Below are 24,762 nucleotides of genomic sequence, written 5' to 3'. Positions count from 1 at the left end.
TTTTATTCTTTGTACTTTAATTGTTTAAAGACCTCTGCGCCTTTGTTACTTTGTGCCTCTGTACCTATTTTTTAACAATCAACAAAGGTATCGAAATTTTATGACGCAGTTTGTCTACTGTAGTGCCAAAAAGAATATCCTTTAGACCGGTGTGCCCGTGGGTTCCCATGACCAATATATCAAAGTTGCCCTCATTTATAATTTTTGCAATAACACTATTAGGTTTTCCAAAACCAAGCTCCGTTTTGATCTTTAATCCTTTGGCGGAAAGCATTTCTTTATATTCTAATAGTAGTTTCTCATCAATAGTAGTTTCATGATCTTGTATTTCAACGCCGTACATCAAAGCACCAACCGTTTCTACAATGTGAATTAAGGTATATTGCGTATCAATGCCACCCAACTCAAAGGCTTTGTTTAATGCAGGCTCATCAGCGTTAGAAAAATCGACTGAAATAGCGATGTTCTTAATCGTTTGACTTTCTTTTGGAGAAAACTGTAATTTTAAATGATGAGGGGAATGGTTAACAATCTTATTTTTAACCTTAGCAATAAATGGTCCGACAACAATATAAAGCAACAAAGCAAGGAATGCAAAAGCCAATGGCACAACGGTAAGCCATAGTACTATTGGATTACTGGAGTTCTCCAACCAGGAAGTAATTTCGTCATATACTAATTTTGCATTCAGAGAAACGATGATTGAGGCAATAATCCAGGAAATGATCTGTGTTGTTCTGGATATATGAAAGCCTTTCATTTTTGATTTGTCGCTTACAAAATGTATTAACGGTATAATGGCAAAACCTAATTGTAAACTTAAAATAACCTGGCTTAGAATCAACAGCTTTCCTGTAACACTTTCTCCGTATATTAAAATAACGATCACTGCAGGAACAATGGCAATCAAACGCGTAAGTATGCGTCGAACCCATGGCTGAATGCGCAAGTGAAGGTAACCTTCCATTACAATTTGTCCGGCGAGTGTTCCCGTGACAGTAGAACTTTGTCCGGCAGCAATTAACGCAACGGCAAATAAAATCGGAGCCCATTTGGTTCCTAAAAGAGGTTCTAAGAATTGATGCGCATCCTGAATTTCGGCCACTTCAAACATACCATTTTTGTGAAAAGTCGCTGCGGCAAGAATCAGAATTGCTGCATTTACAAAAAACGCCAGATTTAAGGCGATTGTAGAATCGATGAAATTGTATTTTAAAGCCTGTTTAATTCCGGCCGGAGTTCTGTCAAATTTTCTGGTTTGTACCAAAGAAGAGTGTAAGTATAAATTGTGAGGCATCACCGTTGCACCGATAATCCCAATGGCAATATACAAAGCGGCAGAATTGGGAATAGAAGGGATAAGACCTTCGAAAACTTTATGTATCTCCGGTTCTGCAAAAATCATTTCAAAAATAAAAGAGAAGCCGATTATAGCAACCAAAGCGATAATGAAGGCTTCCATTTTGCGAATACCTTTATTGATCAGGAAAAGCAATAAAAAGGTGTCTAAAACGGTAATTAAAACAGCTTCGAGTAGCGGAATCCCAAATAAGAGGTTAATTCCGATTGCCATTCCGAGAACTTCTGCCAGATCACAGGCGGCAATAGCAATTTCTGCCAGAAAGTATAAAATGTAATTGATGTATTTAGAATAGGTTTCTCTTGAAGCCTGTGCCAAATCGCGCTGTGTTACAATCCCAAGACGGGCACTTAGGCTTTGAAGCAATAAAGCCATTAGATTACTCATAAGTAAAACCCAAACCAAAGTGTAACCAAACTGACTTCCGCCAGCGATATCGGTTGCCCAGTTTCCGGGATCCATATATCCTACACTTACCAGGTAGGCCGGACCTAAAAAGGCTAATATTTTTCTGAATCCTGTTTTTTTATGCTCGGTGGGTACCGATTGGTTTACTTCTTCTAAAGATTTGGTCATTGTCAAAATATTGATTTTCCAAATATATAGAAAAATTACATTCGCTCAACAATATTTTTAGACAAGTCTAAAAGTTAAATGTTAGAATTTAAACAATTAGGGCATAAACCTGATAATGTAAAGTTTATATCATTTACCTTATAGTTGTGTGGGATGATATAACTAGGTTTTACATTTTCAAGACAAGTCACTTCATGGCAATTTTCACAGCTAAAGTGGGCATGATTATGAATTTGTACTGGATGCGAATGATGGCACTTGGCATACTTTACTGTTCCGTCAAGATTTACAATTTTATGAACAATATCATCATTTACGAGGCGATCCAGTATTCTGTAGATGGTAACACGATCACATAAATCTTCTGTCAATTTATGAATTTCTGTGTGTGACAATGCCGTTTTTGATGTGGTAAGTATCTCAGTAACGGCGGTCTTTGCGGTGGTATTTCGGGTATTTTTCATTATAAATCAATTAAATACATTAATGCAACATAGTTGCGTATTGAATTTTCTTGTATATTTGCAACTCAATTGCATTAACAAAGATACAAGAAATGAAGAAAACGACGACATCTATTTACGATATTTTAGGAATTTCAAGCGCAACCGTTTGTTTGGTACATTGTCTCATTTTTCCATTGCTTGCGATTATGCCATTGGGATTAAGCCATGATCCTTTTATTGATTTGGTTTTTGTTGTAATCGGACTTTATGCTGTCTTAAAAATAATAAAAAAAACTAGTCTTTTGGTTTCAGCTATTCTAATTGTTTCACTGACCTTGATTTGGATCAATGTTTTAACTGAAATTTTTCTCGAAATTCATCTTAATGTCATTTTTATTGGAGGAGTAGGAATGATTATCGGGCATTTTTTAAATTATAGAGCACATAAAAATTAGAAATTATGACAGAAAGGAAACATTTTGAAGTAATTGTTGTAGGCGGGAGTTACAGCGGACTCTCGGCTGCTATGAGCTTGGGACGTTCTTTGCGGCATGTTTTAGTTATCGACAGTGGTTGGCCTTGTAACAGACAAACGCCCCATTCGCACAATTTTATAACACAGGATGGAGAAAAACCGGCAGTTATTTCAGCTTTAGCCAAAGAACAAGTAGCGCTTTACGAAACAGTTCAGTTTTATAATGGTCTTGTAGTGCAGGTTTTGGAGAAGGAAAGTAAATTTGAAGTAAAAACAGAAGTAGGGACAGTTTTTACAGCTAAAAAAATACTTTTTGCAACAGGAGTAAAAGATTTAATTCCGGCTATTGATGGTTTTGCGGAATGCTGGGGAATCTCCGTTTTACATTGTCCGTATTGTCATGGTTACGAAGTGAAAGGAGAAAAAACAGCCGTTATTGCCAATGGCGATCTGGGCTTTGAATATGTAAAGTTGATTTCAAATTGGACTAGCGAGCTTAGTTTGCTGACAAATGGAGAATCTACTTTAAGTGCAGCACAAAATGAATTGCTTCAAAAGCATGAAATTAAGGTGATTGATGATGAAATTGATTTATTCCTTCATGTAAATGGAAGTATTCGGGAAATTGTTTTCAAAAACAAATCAAAAATGGAGGTGAAAGCAGTCTATTCTAAAGTTCCTGTTGTGCAGCATTGCCTTTTGCCTGAGGCTCTGGGATGCGAATTGACGGAGCAAGGTTTGCTAAAAGTAGATCTGTTTCAGCGAACCAACGTTCCCGGAATTTATGCCAGTGGAGATAACACCATTCAGGCGCGATCTGTTGCAATGGCAGTTTCTTCGGGTTCTTTTGCAGGAGCTTCGATTAATAGAGAGCTTATCGACGAAAGTTTTGTTTAAGTATCTCCTTATCTTTTAACGCATGGAATCATAATTTCCTTTAATTTATTTAAAAGGGGTTTTGTTTTTTAAAGGTTACAGAGTTAAATATACCAAATGATTAGGTTTAGCTCCGTTTTTTTTATGATTCTATGTGTTTTTTTGTCATTAAAAGTGCCATAAAAGATTTCATTATGAAGTTTTTAATGTGTAAAACTTTGTTTGTCAAATTTAATTTTTAGATTTGTCTAAAATTTAATTTATACGAAATGAAATATTTATTTTTAGTACTGTTCCTGTTTTCCGCTAAAGAGGCCTGTTCACAATCTATTTCCGGAAAAGTAAATAAGGATAGTGACACCCAATTGATTAAAATTGTATTGTTGAATACTACTTTTAAAACCGAAGCAGATAGTTTAGGGTATTATAAATTGGAGCAAATTCCTCAGGGAGAGTATAAAATTCAGGTTACTTCGAACGGATTTAAATCTATAACACAAAAAATCCTGGTTAGAGAGAATGAAAAGTTGAATCTTGATTTTGAATTAAAAGATACCGATAACGAACTTAATGAAGTGGTAGTTTCCGGAACTCTAAAGGCTGTTAAACGATTAGAAAGTGCCGTTCCTGTTGAGGTGTATTCCACCGTTTTCTTTAAGAAAAATCCAACTCCCAGTATTTATGAGGCACTTCAGAATATAAATGGCGTTCGGCCTCAGCTCAATTGCGGGGTTTGCAATACGGGAGATATACATATTAATGGTCTTGAAGGGCCGTACACTTTGATTCTTATTGACGGTATGCCTATTGTCAGTAGCCTTTCAACGGTTTATGGTTTATCTGGAATTCCGAATTCGTTGGTTGAACGAATTGAAATTGTAAAGGGTCCCGCTTCATCCCTGTATGGCAGTGAGGCAGTGGGAGGCTTGATTAATATTATTACCAAAAATCCGGTTAATGCGCCTTTGTTCTCCGCAGATGTTTTTACGACTTCTTATCTGGAAACCAATGTCGATTTAGGAATGAAATTCAATCCGTCAAAAAAAACAACATCACTTTTGGGGATAAATTACTTCAATTACAATCAGATTATCGATAAGGATCGTGATAATTTTACCGATGTTACTTTGTCAGAACGAATTTCGGTTTTTAATAAGTGGAGCTTTTTACGAGATAATAATCGTTTGTTTACTATTGCTGCAAGAGGAATGTACGAGGACCGCTGGGGTGGTGATGTACGTTGGGAGAAGAAGTTTCGCGGGGGCGATGAAATTTATGGAGAAAGTATTTACACCAAAAGAGGCGAATTAATAGGGAGTTATCAATTGCCTTTTGAAGAAAAACTGATGCTGTCTTTCTCCGGAAATGTACATTATCAGGACAGCCGTTACGGAACCACTTCATATATCGCCAATCAGAAAATTGGATTCCTGCAATTGACCTGGGACAAAAAGATCGGAAGAAATGATTTTTTGGCCGGAATTGCCAGTAGATATTCCTATTACGACGATAATACAACTGCAACAAAAGAAGCCGAAAGCACCTGGTTACCCGGAATTTTTGTTCAGGATGAAATTACACTTTCTCCAAAAAGTCAGGTTTTGCTGGGAATGCGATACGATTACAATTCGATTCACGGTTCTATTTATACACCCAGAGTAGCCTATCGATGGAAAAAGAATGAAAACACTATTTTTAGATTCAACGCCGGGACCGGATTTCGTGTGGTGAATTTGTTCACAGAAGACCATGCAGCTCTTACGGGTTCCAGAGATGTTATTATTAAAAACGACTTAAAACCCGAACGATCAGTAAATGCCAATCTGAATTACATTCAAAAGATAAATTTTAACAACGGAACTTTTATGGGTATTGAAACAACGGCATTTTATACCCGATTCAGCAATAAAATTGTTTCAGATTACGAAACAAATCCAAATGAAATTATTTACGATAATATTGATGGTTATGCATTAAGTCAGGGAATCAGCACTAATGTCGATCTTAATTTTCCTTCCGGATTAAAGTTTATTGTTGGCGCCACGCTTTTAGATAATAAGAATGTAGAAAATGGAGTTTCGGCAACGCCTTTTCTTACCGAAAAATTTACAGGTACGTGGAGTGTTTCGTATAAAATAGATTCACTAAATTTATTGTTAGATTATACAGGTAATGTGTACAGCCCAATGAAGTTACCTTTGTTGAGTGATACAGATCCCAGAAGTCCGGAATCGCCTTGGTACAGTATTCAGAACATACAGTTTACCTATTTTGGATGGAAGAATTTCGAAGTTTATGGTGGTATAAAAAATCTTTTGAATTTTACACCAAAACGAAATAACCCTTTTTTGATTTCGAGAACAAACGATCCATTTGATAAAAATGTGCAATATGATGCTGCCGGTAAAGTATTGGTAACACCGGATAACCCGTACGGATTGACTTTTGATACCACTTACGTTTACGGTCAAAACCAAACTATCCGTGGGTTTTTGGGATTGCGATATACTTTGAGATAATGGTTAACACAAATTGCACGAATTTGCACAAATTAATTCTGGGTAAGTTTTTGCCACGAATTGCACGAATTAACACAAATTAAATCGTGATAATTTGCACAATTCGCGACAAACAAAAAGCCACAGATTATGGGATTCAAGAGATTAAAAATCAGTGCAAATCATTCTAATCTGTGGCAAAAAAATCAATTCGTGTAAATTAGTGTAATTCGTGGCAAGTTTCTACGGTAAACTAAAACAAATGAAAAAGCTAGTCCTAATCATCTTCTTTTTAGGTTTGACTTCAACGGGGTACTGTCAGTTGAAAGACATTACGTTTGAGGCAATTGACAGTTTACAGCAAGTTCAAAAAAGAAATATAATTGTATTTATTCATACCGATTGGTGCCAGTTTTGCCAACGGATGAAAAGCACGACTTTCAAAAATCAGGAAATTATTGATAGGCTGAATTCCGATTTTTATTTTGTGGACTTAAATGCGGAAGAAAAAAGAGATATCTTGTTTAATAATCAGATTTTTAAATACCGCCCCACTGGGAATAATGTTGGTGTAAATGAGTTGGCGATTCAGTTAGGAACGATTAATAAACAAATCGCCTATCCGGTTATGTGTATTTTAAATGCTGATAATGAAATTATTATGCAATACAACAACTACTTAAGTGTGGCTGATTTTAAACTGCTTTTAGAAATAGCGAAAGAATAAAATTTCTTATTTTTGAATATGCATTCTTCACAAATCAAACACTTCGATTACATTTTTACCGGAACAGGTTTGTCGGCTTTAATGACGGTTTACAAAATGATTTTGTCGGGCAAATTTAACGATAAATCGATTTTGTTATTAGACGCAAATACAAAGCAAACCAATGACAGAACCTGGTGTTTTTGGTCGGAGAAGGAAACGATTTGGGATTCTATTGTTTCAAAAAAGTGGGATTCTGCTTTGTTTGCAGATCAGGATTTTAAACGAGATTTAGACATCCGGCCGTACCAATACAATCAAATTAAGGGATTGGATTTTTATCGTTTTGTTTTGAAAGCGCTTTTAAAACATTCAAATATTACTTTTTTAACAGATAAGGTAACTGATATCAATGAACTCGATACGCATGTCTACGTTGGTACAGAAGATAACAGGTACACTTGCAGTTACTTATTCAATAGTATTTACACTAAAGCTTTCGCTGAAAATCAATTCAGATATCCTGTTTTACAACAGCATTTTGTAGGTTGGTTGGTAAAGAGCAGAGTAGAGATTTTCAATCAGAACCAAGCAACTTTCATGGATTTTTCGGTGGAACAAAAGGGGAATACGCGTTTTATGTATGTGTTGCCAATGTCTAAAACGGAAGCATTGGTAGAGTATACGTTGTTTTCCGAAAAAGTTCTTCCAAATGATGTTTATGAAACGGAGATTCAGAATTATTTAAAGAACTTGGGCGCAACCGATTATGAGATTCTGGAAAAGGAGCAAGGAAGTATTCCAATGAGCTGTTTTCCTTTTTGGAAGCGAAATACCAAAAGGGTCCTGAATATTGGTACTGCCGGTGGATGGACAAAAGCAAGTACAGGTTATACGTTTAAAAATGCGGATAAAAAATCAACCAAGTTGGTAGCGTTTCTGCTGGAGAATCCTTCGACTTTATTGAAAATGAAAGATTTTCATAAAAAGAGCAGGTTTTGGTTTTACGATTTGTTGCTTCTGGATATTCTCTATCGCCACAACGAATCGGGGAATCGTATTTTTTCTTCTTTATTCCGAAAAGGAAACCCGGCATTGATTTTTAAATTTTTGGATGAAGAGACAACAGTTTTGCAAGATGTTAAAGTTGTTTTAAAATGCCCGAAAATTCCATTTTTAAACGCTTTGTTTGGAAGGGTTTTTCTTTCAAATAAATAAGCACTAACAAATTTGGCTTCATTTTTGAGAAGTCAAAGTGCGGCATAATTTTAACCAATAGATTTACGGTATTGATCATTTTGTTCATTATTGAGCAGGAAATGTTTTTTGGTCTGAAAAAATGAAAGAGAGAAATATTGTTAAAAAACCGTCAATTCAAATAGTCAATTCAAAAAAATAGAAGTATTCAAATGCAAATCTGTGTTTTAGGGTATTGTTCAATTAATTAAGTAGTAAATGAAAATTAAATTATGTATGTTAACTCTTGGGTTATGCCTTGGAGTAACAAATTTTGTAAATGCGCAGCGACTAGAAATAGAGAAAATCAAGAAAGAAGACTATATTGCCGATCTTAAATTGATAAAAGAAATTATAGAAACACAACATCCCGATCCATTTCGATTTGTAAGTAAGAAGCAATGGGATAATAATTTCAATACCAGTATTAAAAATCTTGAGAAGAAATATAGTTATTTAGATTTTTTAAATAATCTCCCTAAAATTAATGACGGTCACTTATCCGTTAGCGCTCCTGAAGAGTTTTACACGACTTATATTAAAGAAAAGTTATTGTACTTTCCTATCCCATTACTTTTGGAAGGAAATCGCCTTTTTGTTAATGTGAAATGTGCTGAAATTCCATATTTAAGTGAGGTAACAGCCATTAATGGTAAGATAACTTCTGATATTATAAAACAAATTTCCAGCCATTTTCAAGGGGAAGGAACAATAAAAACAGGAATTGAAAACCTCATATCAGATGATTTTGGTTCCTATTACTGTTTTTATATGGAGCCTTATGCAAATAAATTTGATGTAGAGTTTAAAGATCCATCGGGGCAGAAATCAGAGAAGGTAACCTTAAAGGCTTCAAATTACTATGATTTCTCGTATAAAAACTCACAAAAATCAAGTCCTGTTAATAGAGCTGAGATTAATAGTACAATTGATTATCAGTTTTATAAAGAGCAATTTACAGGAAAACTTACAATTAATACTTTTGATTTATCAGAGGATATAGTTTATCAGAATATTAGTGTTTTTTTTAAAAGGATTAATAAAGAGGGATATAAAAACGTGATCATTGATATTCGGAATAATGGTGGTGGAGATCCAAGAATGGCAGCAATATTGTATTCCTTTATTTCAAAGAATAATTTTGAAAATAAATTTAATTACAAAGCAAAATCAATTACTTTGACACATCCGGAGGCTTTGGTACGTAATGACGGAACCCGAATAAATGAAGGGGAAATTCGGGATTATGAGAATTTCTTATATCAAAGATTCAATGTCAGTGGTACTATGTTTGTTGGTAATGAAAGACTAAATGAAGGGGTGATTGCAAATTTTCCTGCAGATAAAGATACATTTTCAGGAAATGTTTACATTATAACTAGTGGAAAAACATATTCTGCTGCTGTTTATTTTGCCAAATTGGTGCAGGATAATAAAAGAGGCGTAATTATTGGCAAAGAAACGGGCGGTAATGCCAACAATACTTTTGCAGGTTATTTTTTAAATTATAAACTTCCTAATACAAAAGCAATTTTACGATTTTCGTTTACTGATCTTTATTTTGGTGACAACCCACCAAAAGTCGCTACCGGGATTCTTCCTGATATAGAACTTACTTCAGATCAAAGACTTGATTATTTTAGGCAGGAGAAAGATCCGGATGTAACTTATATTCTGGAGAAGCTGATAGGAAGTAAATAACAATCGAACTATAACAAAACTTTATACAACAAATTAAGTAGTTGCGAGTAAACTTCGTAACTTTGCATTTCAAAAGTTAAATTAAAAAGAAACAATATGTATCCAGAAGAAATGGTAAAACCAATGCAGGCAGAACTTACTGCTGCAGGTTTTCAAGATTTACATAGTGCTGAAGCTGTAGATAATGCTATCAAAGCTGAAGGTACCACTTTAGTTGTTGTAAACTCGGTTTGTGGTTGTGCTGCAAGAAATGCACGTCCGGGAGCAAAAATGAGTTTAGAAGGAGCTAAAAAACCAGATCATTTAATCACTGTTTTTGCTGGTGTTGACAAAGAAGCGGTTGATGCTGCGAGGCAACATATGTTTCCTTTTCCTCCATCATCGCCAAGTATGGCTTTGTTCAAAAACGGAGAATTGGTTCACATGTTAGAGCGTCACCACATTGAAGGTCGTCCGGCTGAGCTAATCGCTGAGAATCTGAAAGATGCTTTTAACGAATATTGTTAATTTTAGAGGCTGAGGTTCTTAGATTCTAAGGTTCTAAGATTTTATAAAAAGAGTCTGTTTCAAAATGAAACAGACTCTTTTTTTGTCTTAAAAGTTGCCGTGGCGCAAAGTTTTTTCACGCAGATTTTGCAGATTTTTTTGTTTTTAATGATGTCATTAAAAACGTTGCGTTTTTGAGATAAAACAATTCAAACAGTTCTGCATAATCTGCAAAATCTGCGTGAAAAACGGTTTTTTACAACACGCAACAATGTTGCGTTAATGTTGTTTTTTGCTATAAGATGTGTTTAATGAGTGTTTTAGGTAGTATTGTTTATTAAAACATTTCACATTTCACACCCCACATCTCACACCTCACATCCCACAACTTCTCAAAAAACAACATCTCAATTCCACCCGCCACCAAGTGCTTTGTACAATAAAATCATAGAGCTTAATTGTTTTTGGGTTAATTGAGAAAGGCTTAGTTGCGCTTCAAACAAGGAACGTTGGGCGTCCAGAACTTCAAGGTACGAAACATATCCGTTGTAATATCTGGCGTTAGATAAGTCGTAATTTTTTTGTGCGGCAAGGACTTGTCGGTTTCGTGCTGTCCATTCTTCTTTGTACATGGCTACATTTTGCAATGCATTCTCTACTTCGGAGATGGCAATTAAATATGTTTTCTGAAAAACAAGTTTGTTTTCTTCTGCTATTTGGCGGTTTACTTCAACGCGGCGTTTGTTTTTCCCAAAGTTAAAAAGTGGTCCGCCAACGTTTGCTCCAATATTCTGAAGGTAAGAAGCATCATTAAACAAATCACTAACGGTTGGACTTACAAAACCGGCAAGTGCTGCAATATTAAACGAGGGGTAGCGCATGGCTTGTGCAACACCAATCCGTTCGTTGGATGCGCGGTATAAAAGTTCTGTTCTTTTTACATCGGGACGGTTTTCCAATAAAGCTGAGGGTACCGAAGTTGGAAATGTCGACAAAATCAATAAATCATTGTTGGTTTTGCCTCTTTCGATAGGAGCAGGAACCTGACCGATTAATATGGAAATAGAGTTCTCCAGAGCCGTTATCTGTCTTTTGATTAATGGAATATTTGCTTCGGCGATGGTAACCTGTTGTTCGATTTGTACTTTGTCTAACTCCGCAACATAACCACTTTTGAATCTTTCGTTAATAATGTCATAGGCTTTTTGTCTGGTTTCTAAAGTATGTTGTGTGATTTCCAGCTGATTGTCGAAATCACGCAATTCAAAATACGAAACAGCAATAGTGCTGACAATATTAGAAAGTACTACTTTCCGGGCTTCATCGGTTGCCAAAAGTTCGCTTTGAAGTGCTTTGTTCTGATGGCGGAATTTTCCCCAAAAATCCAATTCCCAGGACATATTGGCGGTCAAAGAAGTTTGTTGCAGGAAAGTCTGAGCGCTGTTTACCTGACCTGAATATTGAAAGGAGGGGTACAAATCGGCTTTGGCTATGCCCAGATTAGCTTTTGCCTGCTCCAGACGCGTTAAAGCTATTTTTAAATCGAAATTATTCTGAATCCCTTTCTGAATCAATCCGATCAGGACCTCATCATTAAAAATCGTGGACCATTTTATGGTGGTTACATTGGCTGTAGTGTCTGTTGTTTTAGTTCCGAATTGAAAACTGTCAGCTTTGGGTTGTTCCGGTTTTGAATATTTCGGGCCCACCATACAGCTATAAGGAAAAACAGCTATTACAAGTAATACGAGTACTAATTTTAGATTTTTCATCATTCTTCCTTTTTAGTTTCATCAATTTCCTCCGAAGGTTTTTTACCAAAACTTTCAATAAATACAAATAAGACAGGAATCAAACAAACTCCCAAAATCGTGGCGACCAGCATTCCGCTGAAAACGGTTAGTCCCATTACCTTTCTGGCCTGAGCTCCGGCGCCGCTTGCTGTTAGAAGAGGCACAACACCTAAGATAAAAGCAAAGGCGGTCATTAGTATAGGGCGGAAACGTAATTTGGCCGCATATAATGCTGCTTCTTTTACCGGCATTCCTTTTTCATATTCTTCTTTGGCAAATTCTACAATCAAAATAGCATTTTTCGCTGCCAAACCAATTAACATTACTAAACCAATCTGGGCAAAAACATTATTGACATAATCGGGACTGATTAATCGGCAGAGGAATAATCCCAGGAAAGCACCAAAAACAGCAAAAGGAGTTCCTAAAAGCACACTAAACGGCAGTTTCCAGCTTTCGTATTGTGCCGCTAAAATTAAGAACACAAAAAGTAACGCCATCAGGAATACGGTATTCCCTTTTCCTTCGGCTTGTTTTTCCTGATAACTCATATTAGACCATTGATACCCCATTCCCTGTGGTAATACTTTGTCGGCAGTTTCCTGTAATGCATCCATAGCCTCCGCTGAGGTATATCCCGGTGCGGGAGTCCCGCCAACTTCGGCAGCACGGTATAAATTAAAACGAGTTGTAAATTCAGGGCCACTTTCTTTTCGGATCGTGGCGATACTCGAGATCGGAATCATTTTGTTGTCTTTGCTACGAACAAAAATCTTATTGATGTCTTCCGGATTTACGGTGTAATCCGGTGCCGCCTGAAGTAAAACAATATACTGTCGGCCAAACTTGTTGAACTCATTGATGTATTGTCCTCCCAAACTTGCTCCAATGGCAAGATTAACATCGGATAACGAAAGATTAAGCTCGCTGACTTTTTCGCGATCTATATCCAGACTAATCTGTGGCACATTTGGATTAAAAGTGGTTCGGATGGTTCCAATCTCGGGACGTTTTTTAGCTTCGGCCATAAAACGTTGTGAGTTTTCGTAGAGATATTGAGGTGTTTGTCCTTCTTTGTCCTGCAGCATAATGGTAAATCCGGCTGCGTTTCCAATTCCGGAAATCGGGGGAGGTCCGAAGGCAAAAACGGTAGCTTCGGGAATTCCGAAGACAACTTTTCCGTTTACCTCTTTCAGTATTTGAAAAACATCCTGCTCGCGTTCTTTCCATTCTTTTAGCGAAACAAAGAAGAATCCGTTATTGGTAGCGACGGAGTTTTTGATTAAACTAAATCCGGCAACGGAAGTATAGGAATCAATCCCTTCGTTTTTAGAAAGAATGTTTTCTACCTTTTCGATAACTTTATTGGTCCTGTCTAAGGAGGATGCACCGGGAAGTTCAATATTCACAAACATATACCCCTGATCTTCTTCGGGTACAAATCCACCCGGAATTCTTCCGCCTAAAAGGATAATGGCAACAATTAAAATTCCGATGAAGATAAAACTTCGTGCCATTTTTTTGATGAGATAGCCTGAGAAACCGGTGTATTTATCAGTAAATGCGCCAAATTTTTGGTTAAAGGCTTTAAAGAACCGACCCAACCATCCTTTTGATTCCTGATTCGGTTTTAATAGAATGGAACATAAAGCCGGACTTAAAGTCAAAGCGCTTAAAGCAGAGAAAATCACCGATATAGCAATCGTAATCGCAAATTGTTGGTACAATCGTCCCGTTATTCCGGGGGTCAAAGCTACGGGAATAAATACGGCCGTTAGTACTATTGCAATGGCAATTACGGGACCGGAAACTTCTTTCATGGCTTGGTTTGTGGCATCTCTTGGTGACAATCCATGCTCGATGTGATGCATAACGGCTTCGACGACGACAATGGCATCATCGACTACGATCCCGATCGCTAATACCAATCCTAAAAGAGAAAGCACGTTGACCGAAAACCCTAAAAGTGGAAACAGCATAAAGACACCAACCAGAGAAACCGGAACAGTTAACAGCGGAATCAAAGTGGCACGCCAGTTTTGCAAAAAGATAAAAACAACCAGAATTACCAAGATAATGGCTTCAAACAAAGTATGCAGGATCTCGTCGATTCCTTCTGAGATGGCAAGAGTTGTGTCTAAAGAAACTTTGTATTTTAAATCCTGAGGGAATCTTTTGCTTAATCCTTCGATCGTTTTTTTGACATTTTCGGCAACTTCCAAGGCATTTGAACCGGGCATTTGTTTGATTCCAATAGTCCCGGCAGGACTTCCGTTTAATTTGGCTACCGAGGCATAACTTTCAGTTCCTAACGAAACAGTAGCAACATCTTTTAATCGAACTTGCTGATTGCTTAGGTTAGATTTTAAAATGATATTTTCAAAATCTTCCGGATTTACCAAACGATCTTTAAGGGTTACATTATAAGTAAAATCGTTTTTGCCTTTTGCAGGCGGTGCTCCAAATTTTCCTCCCGGAGCAATCGCATTTTGTTCCTGAATTGATCGGACAATATCGGGAACAGTCAGATTGTATTTGGACATGATATCGGGTTTGACCCAAATTCGCATCGCATAACTGCTTCCTCCATAAAGCGTAACTTCTCCAACTCCTTTAATACGAGCCAATGCATCGACAATATTAATGTTGGCGTAATTGGTCAGGAAGTTATTGTCAAAGGTTTTGTTGGGCGAATACAAGGACAAAATCAACAGTGGCATGGCCAGTGATTTTTTGGTAGTTACCCCCGTGGTTTTTACATCTTGCGGAAGTTTGTTAGTGGCTTCGGCAACTCTGTTTTGGGTTAACATCGTGGCGATATCCAGATCGGTTCCCATATCGAAGGTGATTGAGAGGGACATGCTTCCGTCTCCGGTATTAGTCGATTGCATGTAAAGCATGTTTTCAACACCATTTACTTTCTGCTCAATTGGTGTCGCTACGGCTTGCTCAACATTTAAAGCATTGGCGCCACGATAACTTGTGGATACTTGTACCAAAGGCGGTGCAATTTCCGGATACTGAGCAATAGGGGTCGAGAGTATGGAGAGTCCACCAATTAGAACAATAAAAATGGACAATACTATAGCGACTATCGGTCTTCGTACAAAAAAATTATCCATAGTTTAGTTTTTTTGAGTTGAAGTAATCTGTTTAGGATCCGGCACATATGGAACCGGCGCTACAGTTGCTCCGGGTTGAATAAACTGATTTCCAATTATGGCTACTTTTTCATTTGCTTTTAGTCCTTTTTTAATGACCCAGTCAGTGCCGGTTTTTGGTCCAACTTCAACCACTCGTGTTTCGATTTTATTTTGTGCATCTATCACAGAAACCTGAAAAAGACCTTGAAGTTCTGTAACGGCTCTTTGCGGTATTACAATGGCATCTTTTTCGGTTCTGACCAGAACACGGACTTTGCCAAATTGCCCGGAACGCAAAGTTCCGTCGGGATTTGGAAATTGTGCTTCAATGGTCACGGTTCCGGTGGTTGGGTCTATTTTGGTATCAGAAAAGTTGAGTGTTCCTTTTTGAGGATGAAAACTTCCATCGGAAAGGATCAATTGAAGATCAGTGATTTCTTCACCCTGCTTTGTTTGTTTTTGATATCTGAGATAATCGGCCTCGCTTACCGTAAATTGCACTCTGACTTTTTCGAGTTTCGAAACCGTATTCAATCGGGAGGCATTGCCTAATTTTGTAATGTAATCTCCTAATCTCGCATTGGAAAGACCTATAACACCATCTATGGGAGATTTAATATTGCAATAACTTCTTTCGAGTTCCTGATTTTTTAAGCTTGCTTGTACGCTGGCATAATTAGATTTTGCTGCTTTGTCTTTGGCAACCGCAGCATCTAATTCTCTTTTACTTACCGCATTCATATCAGCAAGCGGTTTGATTCTTTTTAGCTCTTCATTAGCATTTACTAAACCACTCTGTGCAACGGCAACCTGTCCGCGAGCCTGCTCGACTTTGGTTTCGTACTCCAACGGATCTATCGTGTAGAGGAGTTGCCCTTTTTTAACTTTTTGACCTTCTTTAAAATGAATTCCGGTTAAGATTCCATCTACTCTGGCGATCAGTTCAATGTCTAAATCTCCAAAAGTCTGTCCGGCAAAATCTTTGTAGATTGGAACATCTTCACTTTTTACCGTTACAAAAGGCGCTTGCATGGGTGGAGGGGCTTTTGGCTGTTCTTTTTTACAAGAACTTAAAATGGTTAGAAGGATAAAGATTGGGAATAGGATTTTTGGAAGTTTTAAAGCATTCATAAGTCATAAATGTTAAAATTATTAACATAAATATAGTGAAAAAAGCTAAGTCTTTGATTTTTTGAGGTTTATATTTCGGTATTTTTGCTGGTTTCTCTTAATTTTAAGATAAGAGAGAAACAAGGATTTTAAAATTGTAAATAAAGTTCTACCTTTGCAACCGAATTCAAAATAGGAGTTCGTTATAATATTTATTTCTCAACTTAAATCTGTTTATAGCATGCAACTGTATAACACTTTGAGCGCAGAAGAAAGAGCCATCATGATTGATGATGCCGGTAAACAACGATTAACGTTGTCTTTCTATGCGTATGCCAAAATTCAAGACCCTAAAAAATTTCGCGATGATTTATTTGTAGCATGGAACGCACTCGATGCGCTTGGCCGTATTTACGTTGCTACAGAAGGAATAAATGCTCAAATGAGTATTCCGGCTGAAAATTTGGAAGCTTTTAGAGCAACTCTGGAAGTTTACGATTTTATGAAAGGCATACGATTGAACGAAGCGGTTGAACACGACGATCATTCTTTTTTAAAATTAACGATCAAAGTTCGGGAAAAAATTGTTGCAGACGGTCTTAATGACAGTACTTTTGATGTTACCAATATAGGTGTTCATTTAAAAGCTAAAGAGTTTAATGACATTCTTGAAGATCCAAATACTATTGTAGTCGATTTTAGAAATCATTATGAAAGCGAAGTTGGATATTTTAAAGGGGCTATTACTCCTGATGTTGAAACTTTTAGAGAGAGTTTGCCGATAATCAATGAACAGCTTCAAAATCATAAAGAAGACAAAAAACTTGTAATGTATTGCACAGGTGGAATTCGTTGCGAGAAAGCCAGTGCTTATTTTAAGCATCAAGGGTTTAAAAACGTTTATCAATTAGAAGGAGGGATAATTAATTATGCCAAACAAATTGCAGAAGAAGGTTTAGAAAGTAAATTCATTGGTAAAAACTTCGTGTTTGACCATCGTTTGGGTGAAAGAATTACAGACGATATTGTTTCGCAATGTCACCAATGCGGAAAACCTTGCGATGTACATACGAATTGCGCGAATGAAGGTTGTCACTTACTTTTTATTCAGTGTGAAGAATGTGCTCAGGCAATGGAAGGTTGCTGTTCTACCGATTGCGTTTCCGTAATTCACTTACCGGAAGAAGAACAAAAAGCAATCAGAAGAGGAATCAAAAACGGAAATATGATTTTCAAAAAAGGGAAATCAGCTGTTTTGACTTTCAAAAACAATTTAGATCCGTTGGCAGCTGTTCCTAACCTTACTGACTTGGTGAAAACTAAAACAGTTACTAAAAAACAGCCAAAAATAAAGAAACAATATATCGGAAAAGGAACTCACTTTTTCCCTAAACCTTCTATTGGTCAGTTTTTAATTGAAGAAAACGAAATCAAAATTGGAGATACTGTTTTAATCAAAGGTTCAACAACCGGAGAGCAAAAAGTGGTAATTGAAAAGATGTTTGTTAATGGTATTGAATCAGAAAAAGCTGTTTCGGGTGATAACTGTACATTTCAATTGCCATTTAGAATAAGATTATCAGATAAGATCTATAAAGTTTTGAACTAATAGTAGACTTGCTTAGGAAAGATTATTAGTGAAGAAGACTTTACTGTCTACGCTTAGCTATATGAAAAAAGGCCACTTCTTTTGAAGTGGCCTTATTAGTTTGTAATTACTCGATTTCAAAACCCGATTCTACCCGAATACATTCTTTTTTGGTGTCGTCAACTAAAAAGACAACATAATTATTAAGATATTCTGCAAGTTCATAGTCATTTAGTTTTTGCGTTTTGTCTTTATTATAAAACCTGGATGTCTGAACAAATTTTTCAAGAGACCGTATTTCTTTGGGTTTTAAATGGTTTGCAAATTCAATTGTTTTGAAAAAGAAGCTGCCATTATTTGCCCCACTGCTGTCATTCAAATAAATATGATTAGGAATTTGAGCATGTGTTCGGATGTATTTAGTGTCCATATTGAAATAAAGAGTATCTTTTACTTTGTTATAGATTCTTTCCTCTTTATTTCGAATTGGGTAATAAGAACGATATTCTAATACTCGTGGCTGTATAAATTCAGTGCCACTAACAAAAAATATAGTGTATTTGTTGGTTAACGAATCTTTTAACTTCCATTTATCCACTATTTTATTAGAGACTCCGTCAAAATAGAATTTTCTGTTTTCTATATAGTCTTTTAGAGAATATACTTTTCGGGGTTTTAGATTTTTTGTCAGATAACCATCACCAACAAAATAGATATACCCATTTGTCTTGGTGTGTTTCATCTGTTCTTTGTGTGCTTCTTGTAACTGCGAATAGGTTATTTTTGACATATTTGCAGTGATCGTAGGCGATATCGTATAGTATTTATCTATAGCAAAAAAAAGCGTGTCCTTTTCCTGAGCTTTTAGGGCAATTGTGGAGAAGAAACAGAATAATAGAATTGATAAATATCTTTTCATGCTGATAAACGTTTAAATTTTATTGGCAAGGTACGGATTTGCTTAACATGCGGGTTCTACTGGCAAGATTTTCGATTTCTGCTTTTTTAGCCGGTGAGAGATTGTTCCATTCCTTAACATTACTGTCTTTTAGGCCTCCCCATGACATGGCTTCATAAAAGGCATCGCTAGGTTCTTCTCCGAAATAGTCTTTGTATGCCTTATAATCATTAGGCAGTTGGTTTTTATGAAATTCTTTCAGTGCTTCTTTCATCGTTTGCAAGTATAGTGCAGCCATCGTTCCGTGTTGGCTTCCGTAAAGATCATACAAAGTTTTGAAATCTTCTCTTTCTGCCTTTGTGCCGGTTAAGGTGTACAATTTTCTTAGAATATCAGCATGTATGTATTCATGAAGAATAACTCTTGTAGTTTCAAGTGCTCCGTTTTGATCTGCGCGGGAAGTACTGATTTCAATGGTTATAAAATTATCACCGGGAGTATAGGAAGTCTCCCCGTTAATTTCCTGATTTGTAGTGTTGGATAAAACTTTGTCTTTAGATCCGATTCTGATATCAAATTCAGATTTTCCTTTAAAATTAGCCAACAGTTTTTGTGTAGAAGCGTTACCGTTTTTTTCTAATAAGGCATTAAGACATTTTGCTTTTCCGGTAAGCGCATCGATAATTTGTTTTGGAGAAGGGGCTGAAATACCGCCACCGCCAAAAATTGGTCCTGTCGGAGGGAATGTTGGGTTTGTGATCGGATTTGGCCATGGACTTCCTCCGGGACCGGTTACGACTACTTCTTTTAGTTTAATTGCTCCTTCATCTCCTGCAGAGTGGCAATTATTGCAAACTCCCGCTCCCGCTGTTTTTGAAAAAAGAATGTTATTGTTTGCTTTTCCTTGTTTGTAGATCTCTTTTCGGGTCTCCATGGTTTCTAGATCAGTGATTTTTAATTCACCGGTAAAAGATTCCAGTATTTTGTGTGTTGATACCGATTGTAGTTCAGATAAGGTTTGTGCTTCTTTGAAATTAAAAGACCATAATTTTCCGGTGATATTGTAATTGTTGATCTCCAGAACTATTTTTTGCAATTGAAGATCAGTAGAAGATTCCACCGGAATTATAGCTGCAAAAGAAGATCCTGTATTTCGCTGATAGAAAGTGGCGGAATTCCATTTTACATCATTGTTGTTTACAACATGTTTCGCATTTAACCATTCTTGCGAACGAGTTAATAAGGTTGATTCTTGTTTTTCAATACTGGTGTAATCATCATTGTGGGAGCAGGAAACGATTAGACTACTCAAAATGGCGATTGCCAGCACTTTAAAGGTGTGTTTTTGTAACATATTATTTTTATTAAAACTAAATAGATTTTGCGCGAAAGTATTTAGAATATTTTTTATAAGAAAAAAAATACTATTTGAAGTTTTAGAAATAAAATTGTAAAGAAAAGTCTTTATAATCGGGGGCTGAATTGTGGAGATATTGGCCTTTTATTTGTCAAATAAAGTCTTTTTGCTTAAAAAAGAACTATTTGTTGATTTAACAAGCCTTTAGTCTTAATCGATAAAAAGCAAACTAAAAAAAATACTATCTTTACCGATCGAATGTTTATGAACTTAAGTTGCTTTTGTGCAACACTACATATATAATTATGGCATGTACAAGTTGTTCAACCTCAGATGGCGGTGCGCCAAAAGGTTGTAAAAATAATGGGACTTGCGGCACCGATAGCTGCAATAAATTGACGGTTTTTGATTGGCTCGCAAACATGAGTCCGTCTAATGGAGAAGCGATTTTTGATTGTGTTGAGGTTCGTTTTAAAAACGGACGTAAGGAATTTTTTAGAAATTCAGAGAAATTAACTTTAAGTATGGGCGATATTGTAGCTACTGTTGCATCGCCGGGTCACGATATCGGAATTGTTACTTTGACAGGAGAATTGGTAAAAATTCAAATGAAGAAAAAAGGAGTTAATCCGAGTAGTAACGAAGTTCCAAAAATTTATAGAAAAGCATCTCAGAAAGATATTGATATTTGGTCAGTAGCACGTGAACGTGAGGAACCAATGAAGGTTCGTGCTCGTGAATTGGCAATTCAGCACAAATTGGAGATGAAAATTTCGGATATTGAGTTTCAGGGTGACGGATCAAAAGCTACTTTTTACTACACGGCAAACGACAGAGTTGATTTTAGACTTTTGATTAAAGATTTTGCCAAAGAATTCAGTACAAGAGTCGAGATGAAACAAGTTGGTTTCCGTCAGGAAGCAGCTCGTTTAGGTGGGATTGGTTCTTGCGGAAGAGAGCTTTGCTGTTCGACCTGGTTAACAGATTTTAGAAGTGTAAATACAGCGGCAGCGCGATATCAGCAACTTTCGTTAAATCCTCAAAAACTGGCAGGACAATGTGGTAAGTTAAAATGCTGTCTGAACTATGAGTTAGATACTTATATGGATGCATTGAAGGATTTTCCGGATTACGATACTAAATTAGTAACCGAAAAAGGGGATGCTATCTGCCAGAAACAAGATATTTTTAAAGGGTTAATGTGGTTTGCTTACACAAATAATTTTGCAAACTGGCATGTTTTAAAAATTGATCAGGTTAAAGAAATTATTGCCGAGAACAAACAGAAAAATAAAGTGTCTTCGCTTGAAGATTTTGCAATTGAAGTAACGCAGGAGCCTGAAAAGGATTTCAATAACGCAATGGGTCAGGAAAGTTTAACGCGCTTTGATCAGCCTAAAAGAAAGAAAAAGCCGGCTCGAAAACGTAAACCAAATGCTGAGAATGCCGTTGTTGCAACTCCTGAGAAACCAAAGCAAGGGAATAACAACAATAATAACAATAATAAAAACGTTAAGCCAGCGGGTGGAAACCAAAACAGAGGGAATAAGCCAAATAACAATAATAGGTCAAATCAGTCGAATAAGCCCAAATCGAATGATGGTAAACCTGCTGAGCCAAGAAAACCTATAATTATTACTAAAAATGAGAATAAAAAATAGCGGGATTCTACTTTTGGTTGCCATTCTTCTTTTTTCCTGTGATAAAAAAAGAGTATTTGATGAGTATAAATCTGTTGGTAGTGCATGGCATAAAGACAGTGTAGTTACCTTCGATTTACCGGTTTTAGATTCAACCAAAAAATACAATCTGTTTGTAAATTTGAGAGACAATAACAATTATCCTTTCAATAATTTGTTTTTAATTGTCGCTATAGAAACCCCAAGCGGATTCACAAAAGTGGATACCTTAGAGTATCAAATGGCAAATCCGGACGGGAGTTTGTTAGGAAACGGTTTTACGGACATAAAAGAAAGTAAACTGTACTACAAAGAGGATGTAAAGTTTAGAGGAAAATACAAAGTACATATCAAACAAGCGGTTAGAGAATCGGGTAAAATCCCTGGAGTTCAGGCTTTAGAAGGTATTACAGACGTAGGTTTTAGAATAGAACAAAAAGATTAGACGAATATATTTATGGCTACTAAAAAAAACAATTCAACCAACAACACTAAGGACATTAACTACTATAAAAAGAAATTCTGGCGAGTTTTTGCTTATAGTTTATTAGGTGTTTTGGCTTTTTTCCTATTTGCTTCATGGGGGTTATTTGGTTCAATGCCTTCTTTTGAAGATTTAGAGAATCCCGATTCTAATCTGGCGACAGAAATCATTTCGTCTGACGGAGTGGTGATCGGTAAGTATTTTAAAACCAACAGATCACAGCTTAAGTACTCTGATTTGCCAAAAAGTTTGGTAGAAGCTTTAGTGGCTACCGAAGATGCTCGTTTTTATGAGCACTCCGGGATTGACGGACGCGGAACTTTAAGAGCCGTTTTTAGTTTAGGAACAAACGGTGGGGCAAGTACATTAACACAACAATTGGCTAAACAATTGTTTCATGGTGAAGGGTCTAAGTTTTTGCCTTTCAGGATAGTACAAAAAATAAAAGAGTGGATTATCGCCATTCGTCTGGAAAGACAATATACCAAAAACGAAATTTTGGCAATGTATTGTAACGTTTATGACTTTGGAAATTATTCGGTTGGAGTAAGTTCTGCGGCACAAACCTATTTTTCTAAAGACCCTAAAGATTTAACGATGGACGAGTCGGCTATTTTGGTCGGAATGTTCAAAAACTCAGGGCTTTACAATCCGGTTAGAAACCCGGAAGGAGTAAAGAATCGTCGTAATGTGGTGCTTTCTCAGATGGAAAAAGCAAAGATGATTTCTTCTGCAGAAAAGGTAAGATTGCAGGCTTTACCAATTGCATTAAAATTTAAACTGGAAAGTCACCGCGAAGGAACGGCTACTTATTTTAGAGAATATCTTCGTGATTATATGAAGAAATGGGTTGCTGATAATAAAAAACCGGACGGATCAGATTATGATATTTACAAAGATGGTTTGAAAATTTACACGACTATTGATTCCAGAATGCAACAATATGCGGAAGAGGCAGTTTCGGCACATATGAAAAACCTTCAGGAGCAGTTTTTTATTGATATGAAAAACAATAAAAATGCGCCTTTTTTAAATATTACACAGGCCGAAACAGATCGAATTATGATGCAGGCCATGAAGAATTCAACACGTTGGGCGTTGCTGAAAGAGTTGGATAAAAGTGATGAGGATATTATCAGCTCATTCAAAGTAAAAACAAAAATGCGCGTATTTACCTGGAAAGGGGAGCGTGATACGATCATGACTCCGCTGGATTCTATTCGTTATTACAAGCATTTCTTGCAAGCCGGGGTAATGGCGATGGAGCCTCAAACCGGAAATATTAAAGCATGGGTTGGTGGAATTAATTATAAATATTTCCAATACGATCACGTAGGACAGGGAGCGAGACAAGTTGGGTCTACTTTTAAACCTTTTGTTTATGCTACCGCTATTGAGCAATTAAATATGTCTCCTTGTGATTCTATTCTTGATGGACCATTTATGATTCATAAAGGTCGTCATCACGTGACTGCAGACTGGGAACCAAGAAACTCAGACAACAGATACCGTGGAATGGTTACCTTAAAACAAGGTTTAGCAAATTCTATCAATACGGTTTCTGCAAAACTAATTGACAGAACCGGACCGGAAGCAGTTGTAGAATTGACAAAGAAACTGGGGGTAAAAACAGAGATTCCTGTACAGCCTTCAATCGCCTTAGGAGCGGTAGATATTACAGTTGAAGATATGGTTGCTGCTTACAGCACATTTGCCAATCAGGGAGTTTATGTAAAACCACAATTCTTAAGTCGTATTGAAAATAAAAGCGGAGAGGTTATTTATGAGCCGATTCCGGAATCACACGATGTTTTAAATAAAGATATTGCTTTTGCCGTAATCAAATTGCTTCAAGGGGTTACCGAAACCGGTTCTGGTGCACGTTTGCGTACAGAAGGAGGTGGAAGTGGTGATAACCGTTGGACAGGTTACCCATACATGTTCAGAAATGCCATTGCGGGTAAAACCGGAACAACGCAAAATCAGTCTGATGGTTGGTTTATGGGAATGGTTCCAAACTTAGTAACAGGAGTTTGGGTAGGTTGTGAAGACCGTTCGGCACGTTTTAAAAGTCTGACTTATGGACAAGGAGCGACAGCTGCATTGCCTGTTTGGGGTTATTTTATGAAACTTTGTTACGCTGATCCGACATTGCAGGTTTCTAAATCTGATTTTGAACGCCCGGCCAATCTTTCTATAAAAGTAGATTGTTATAGCGCTCCAAAAGTAAAAGATACTACACAAACAGAACAAAACACGGAGGAATTCGAATTGTAATCCGGTTTTTTCTTAAAATAAAAAGATCCTTTTGTGCTTTCCAAACCGGAAAGATTACAAAAGGATTTTTTTT

Annotated in this window: 18 protein-coding genes; 11 read left to right on the top strand and 7 right to left on the bottom strand. The window is 36.6% G+C overall.

Annotated elements, in window-relative coordinates; translation table 11 throughout:
• Positions 1–64 precede the first annotated feature (64 nt).
• Positions 65–1,936, bottom strand: a complete 1,872-nt coding sequence (locus G3A47_RS06360) for an Nramp family divalent metal transporter (RefSeq protein WP_166921345.1) — start codon at positions 1,934–1,936, stop codon at positions 65–67.
• A 74-nt stretch (positions 1,937–2,010) separates the two neighbouring features.
• On the bottom strand, positions 2,011–2,400 hold the full coding sequence (locus G3A47_RS06355) for a Fur family transcriptional regulator (protein ID WP_166921344.1): 390 nt from the start codon (positions 2,398–2,400) through the stop codon (positions 2,011–2,013).
• Between the two features lie 92 nt (positions 2,401–2,492).
• Between G3A47_RS06355 and G3A47_RS06350 the strand changes: the two genes are divergently transcribed.
• From G3A47_RS06350 to G3A47_RS06320, 7 genes are all read left to right on the top strand, one after another.
• Positions 2,493–2,837, top strand: coding sequence for a MerC domain-containing protein (locus G3A47_RS06350; RefSeq protein ID WP_166921343.1), 345 nt, complete (start codon positions 2,493–2,495; stop codon positions 2,835–2,837).
• Between the two features lie 5 nt (positions 2,838–2,842).
• Entirely contained in the window at positions 2,843–3,754 is a 912-nt protein-coding gene (locus G3A47_RS06345; protein WP_166921342.1) for an NAD(P)/FAD-dependent oxidoreductase, read from the top strand.
• A 248-nt stretch (positions 3,755–4,002) separates the two neighbouring features.
• Positions 4,003–6,252, top strand: coding sequence for a TonB-dependent receptor (locus G3A47_RS06340; protein WP_166921341.1), 2,250 nt, complete (start codon positions 4,003–4,005; stop codon positions 6,250–6,252).
• A 241-nt stretch (positions 6,253–6,493) separates the two neighbouring features.
• Positions 6,494–6,958 (top strand): thioredoxin family protein, encoded by a 465-nt coding sequence (locus tag G3A47_RS06335; protein WP_166921340.1) that lies wholly within the window; start codon positions 6,494–6,496, stop codon positions 6,956–6,958.
• 18 nt (positions 6,959–6,976) lie between these two features.
• Positions 6,977–8,155, top strand: a complete 1,179-nt coding sequence (locus G3A47_RS06330; protein WP_166921635.1) for a lycopene cyclase family protein — start codon at positions 6,977–6,979, stop codon at positions 8,153–8,155.
• Positions 8,156–8,392: 237 nt separating this feature from the next.
• A complete protein-coding gene (locus G3A47_RS06325; protein WP_166921339.1) occupies positions 8,393–9,874 on the top strand; it encodes a S41 family peptidase in 1,482 nt (493 codons plus the stop codon).
• 96 nt (positions 9,875–9,970) lie between these two features.
• Positions 9,971–10,381 (top strand): BrxA/BrxB family bacilliredoxin, encoded by a 411-nt coding sequence (locus G3A47_RS06320; RefSeq protein WP_166921338.1) that lies wholly within the window; start codon positions 9,971–9,973, stop codon positions 10,379–10,381.
• Positions 10,382–10,767: 386 nt separating this feature from the next.
• Here the strand turns inward: G3A47_RS06320 and G3A47_RS06315 are convergent, their stop codons facing one another.
• Genes G3A47_RS06315 through G3A47_RS06305 form a run of 3 tightly spaced genes read right to left on the bottom strand, consistent with a single transcriptional unit; the run spans position 10,768 to position 16,427 of the window.
• Positions 10,768–12,135 carry an efflux transporter outer membrane subunit gene (locus G3A47_RS06315; RefSeq protein WP_243860392.1) on the bottom strand — a complete coding sequence of 456 codons (1,368 nt, stop codon included), beginning with the start codon at positions 12,133–12,135 and terminating at the stop codon, positions 10,768–10,770.
• The gene (locus tag G3A47_RS06310) at positions 12,132–15,275 is read right to left on the bottom strand and encodes an efflux RND transporter permease subunit (protein WP_166921337.1); all 3,144 of its coding nucleotides are present in this window, start codon (positions 15,273–15,275) and stop codon (positions 12,132–12,134) included. Before G3A47_RS06310 ends, G3A47_RS06315 begins: the two co-directional genes overlap by 4 nt.
• Positions 15,276–15,278: 3 nt before the next feature.
• Entirely contained in the window at positions 15,279–16,427 is a 1,149-nt protein-coding gene (locus G3A47_RS06305; RefSeq protein ID WP_166921336.1) for an efflux RND transporter periplasmic adaptor subunit, read from the bottom strand.
• Positions 16,428–16,647: 220 nt separating this feature from the next.
• On the opposite strand from G3A47_RS06305, the gene trhO reads away from it, so the two are divergent.
• The gene (gene trhO / locus G3A47_RS06300; protein ID WP_166921335.1) at positions 16,648–18,015 is read left to right on the top strand and encodes an oxygen-dependent tRNA uridine(34) hydroxylase TrhO; all 1,368 of its coding nucleotides are present in this window, start codon (positions 16,648–16,650) and stop codon (positions 18,013–18,015) included.
• Between the two features lie 106 nt (positions 18,016–18,121).
• Here trhO and G3A47_RS06295 read toward each other — a convergent pair whose 3' ends face one another.
• Positions 18,122–18,913, bottom strand: coding sequence for a hypothetical protein (locus G3A47_RS06295; RefSeq protein ID WP_166921334.1), 792 nt, complete (start codon positions 18,911–18,913; stop codon positions 18,122–18,124).
• A 19-nt stretch (positions 18,914–18,932) separates the two neighbouring features.
• Positions 18,933–20,246: a hypothetical protein gene (locus G3A47_RS06290; protein ID WP_166921333.1), complete on the bottom strand. Its 1,314-nt coding sequence runs from the start codon at positions 20,244–20,246 to the stop codon at positions 18,933–18,935.
• Positions 20,247–20,554: 308 nt separating this feature from the next.
• Between G3A47_RS06290 and G3A47_RS06285 the strand changes: the two genes are divergently transcribed.
• The 3 genes from G3A47_RS06285 to G3A47_RS06275 are packed head-to-tail and all read left to right on the top strand — an operon-like array spanning position 20,555 to position 24,689.
• Positions 20,555–21,910, top strand: a complete 1,356-nt coding sequence (locus tag G3A47_RS06285; protein ID WP_166921332.1) for a PSP1 domain-containing protein — start codon at positions 20,555–20,557, stop codon at positions 21,908–21,910.
• Entirely contained in the window at positions 21,894–22,373 is a 480-nt protein-coding gene (locus G3A47_RS06280) for a gliding motility lipoprotein GldH (protein WP_166921331.1), read from the top strand. The genes G3A47_RS06285 and G3A47_RS06280 overlap by 17 nt, the downstream gene beginning before the upstream one ends.
• A 12-nt stretch (positions 22,374–22,385) precedes the next feature.
• Positions 22,386–24,689, top strand: coding sequence for a penicillin-binding protein 1A (locus G3A47_RS06275; RefSeq protein ID WP_166921330.1), 2,304 nt, complete (start codon positions 22,386–22,388; stop codon positions 24,687–24,689).
• Positions 24,690–24,762 lie beyond the last annotated feature (73 nt).

The sequence above is a fragment of the Flavobacterium poyangense genome, assembly GCF_011751075.1.
Lineage (GTDB): Bacteria > Bacteroidota > Bacteroidia > Flavobacteriales > Flavobacteriaceae > Flavobacterium > Flavobacterium poyangense.
Note: the sequence above shows the minus strand (reverse complement) of the source record. Positions and strands in the feature narration are given on the sequence as shown.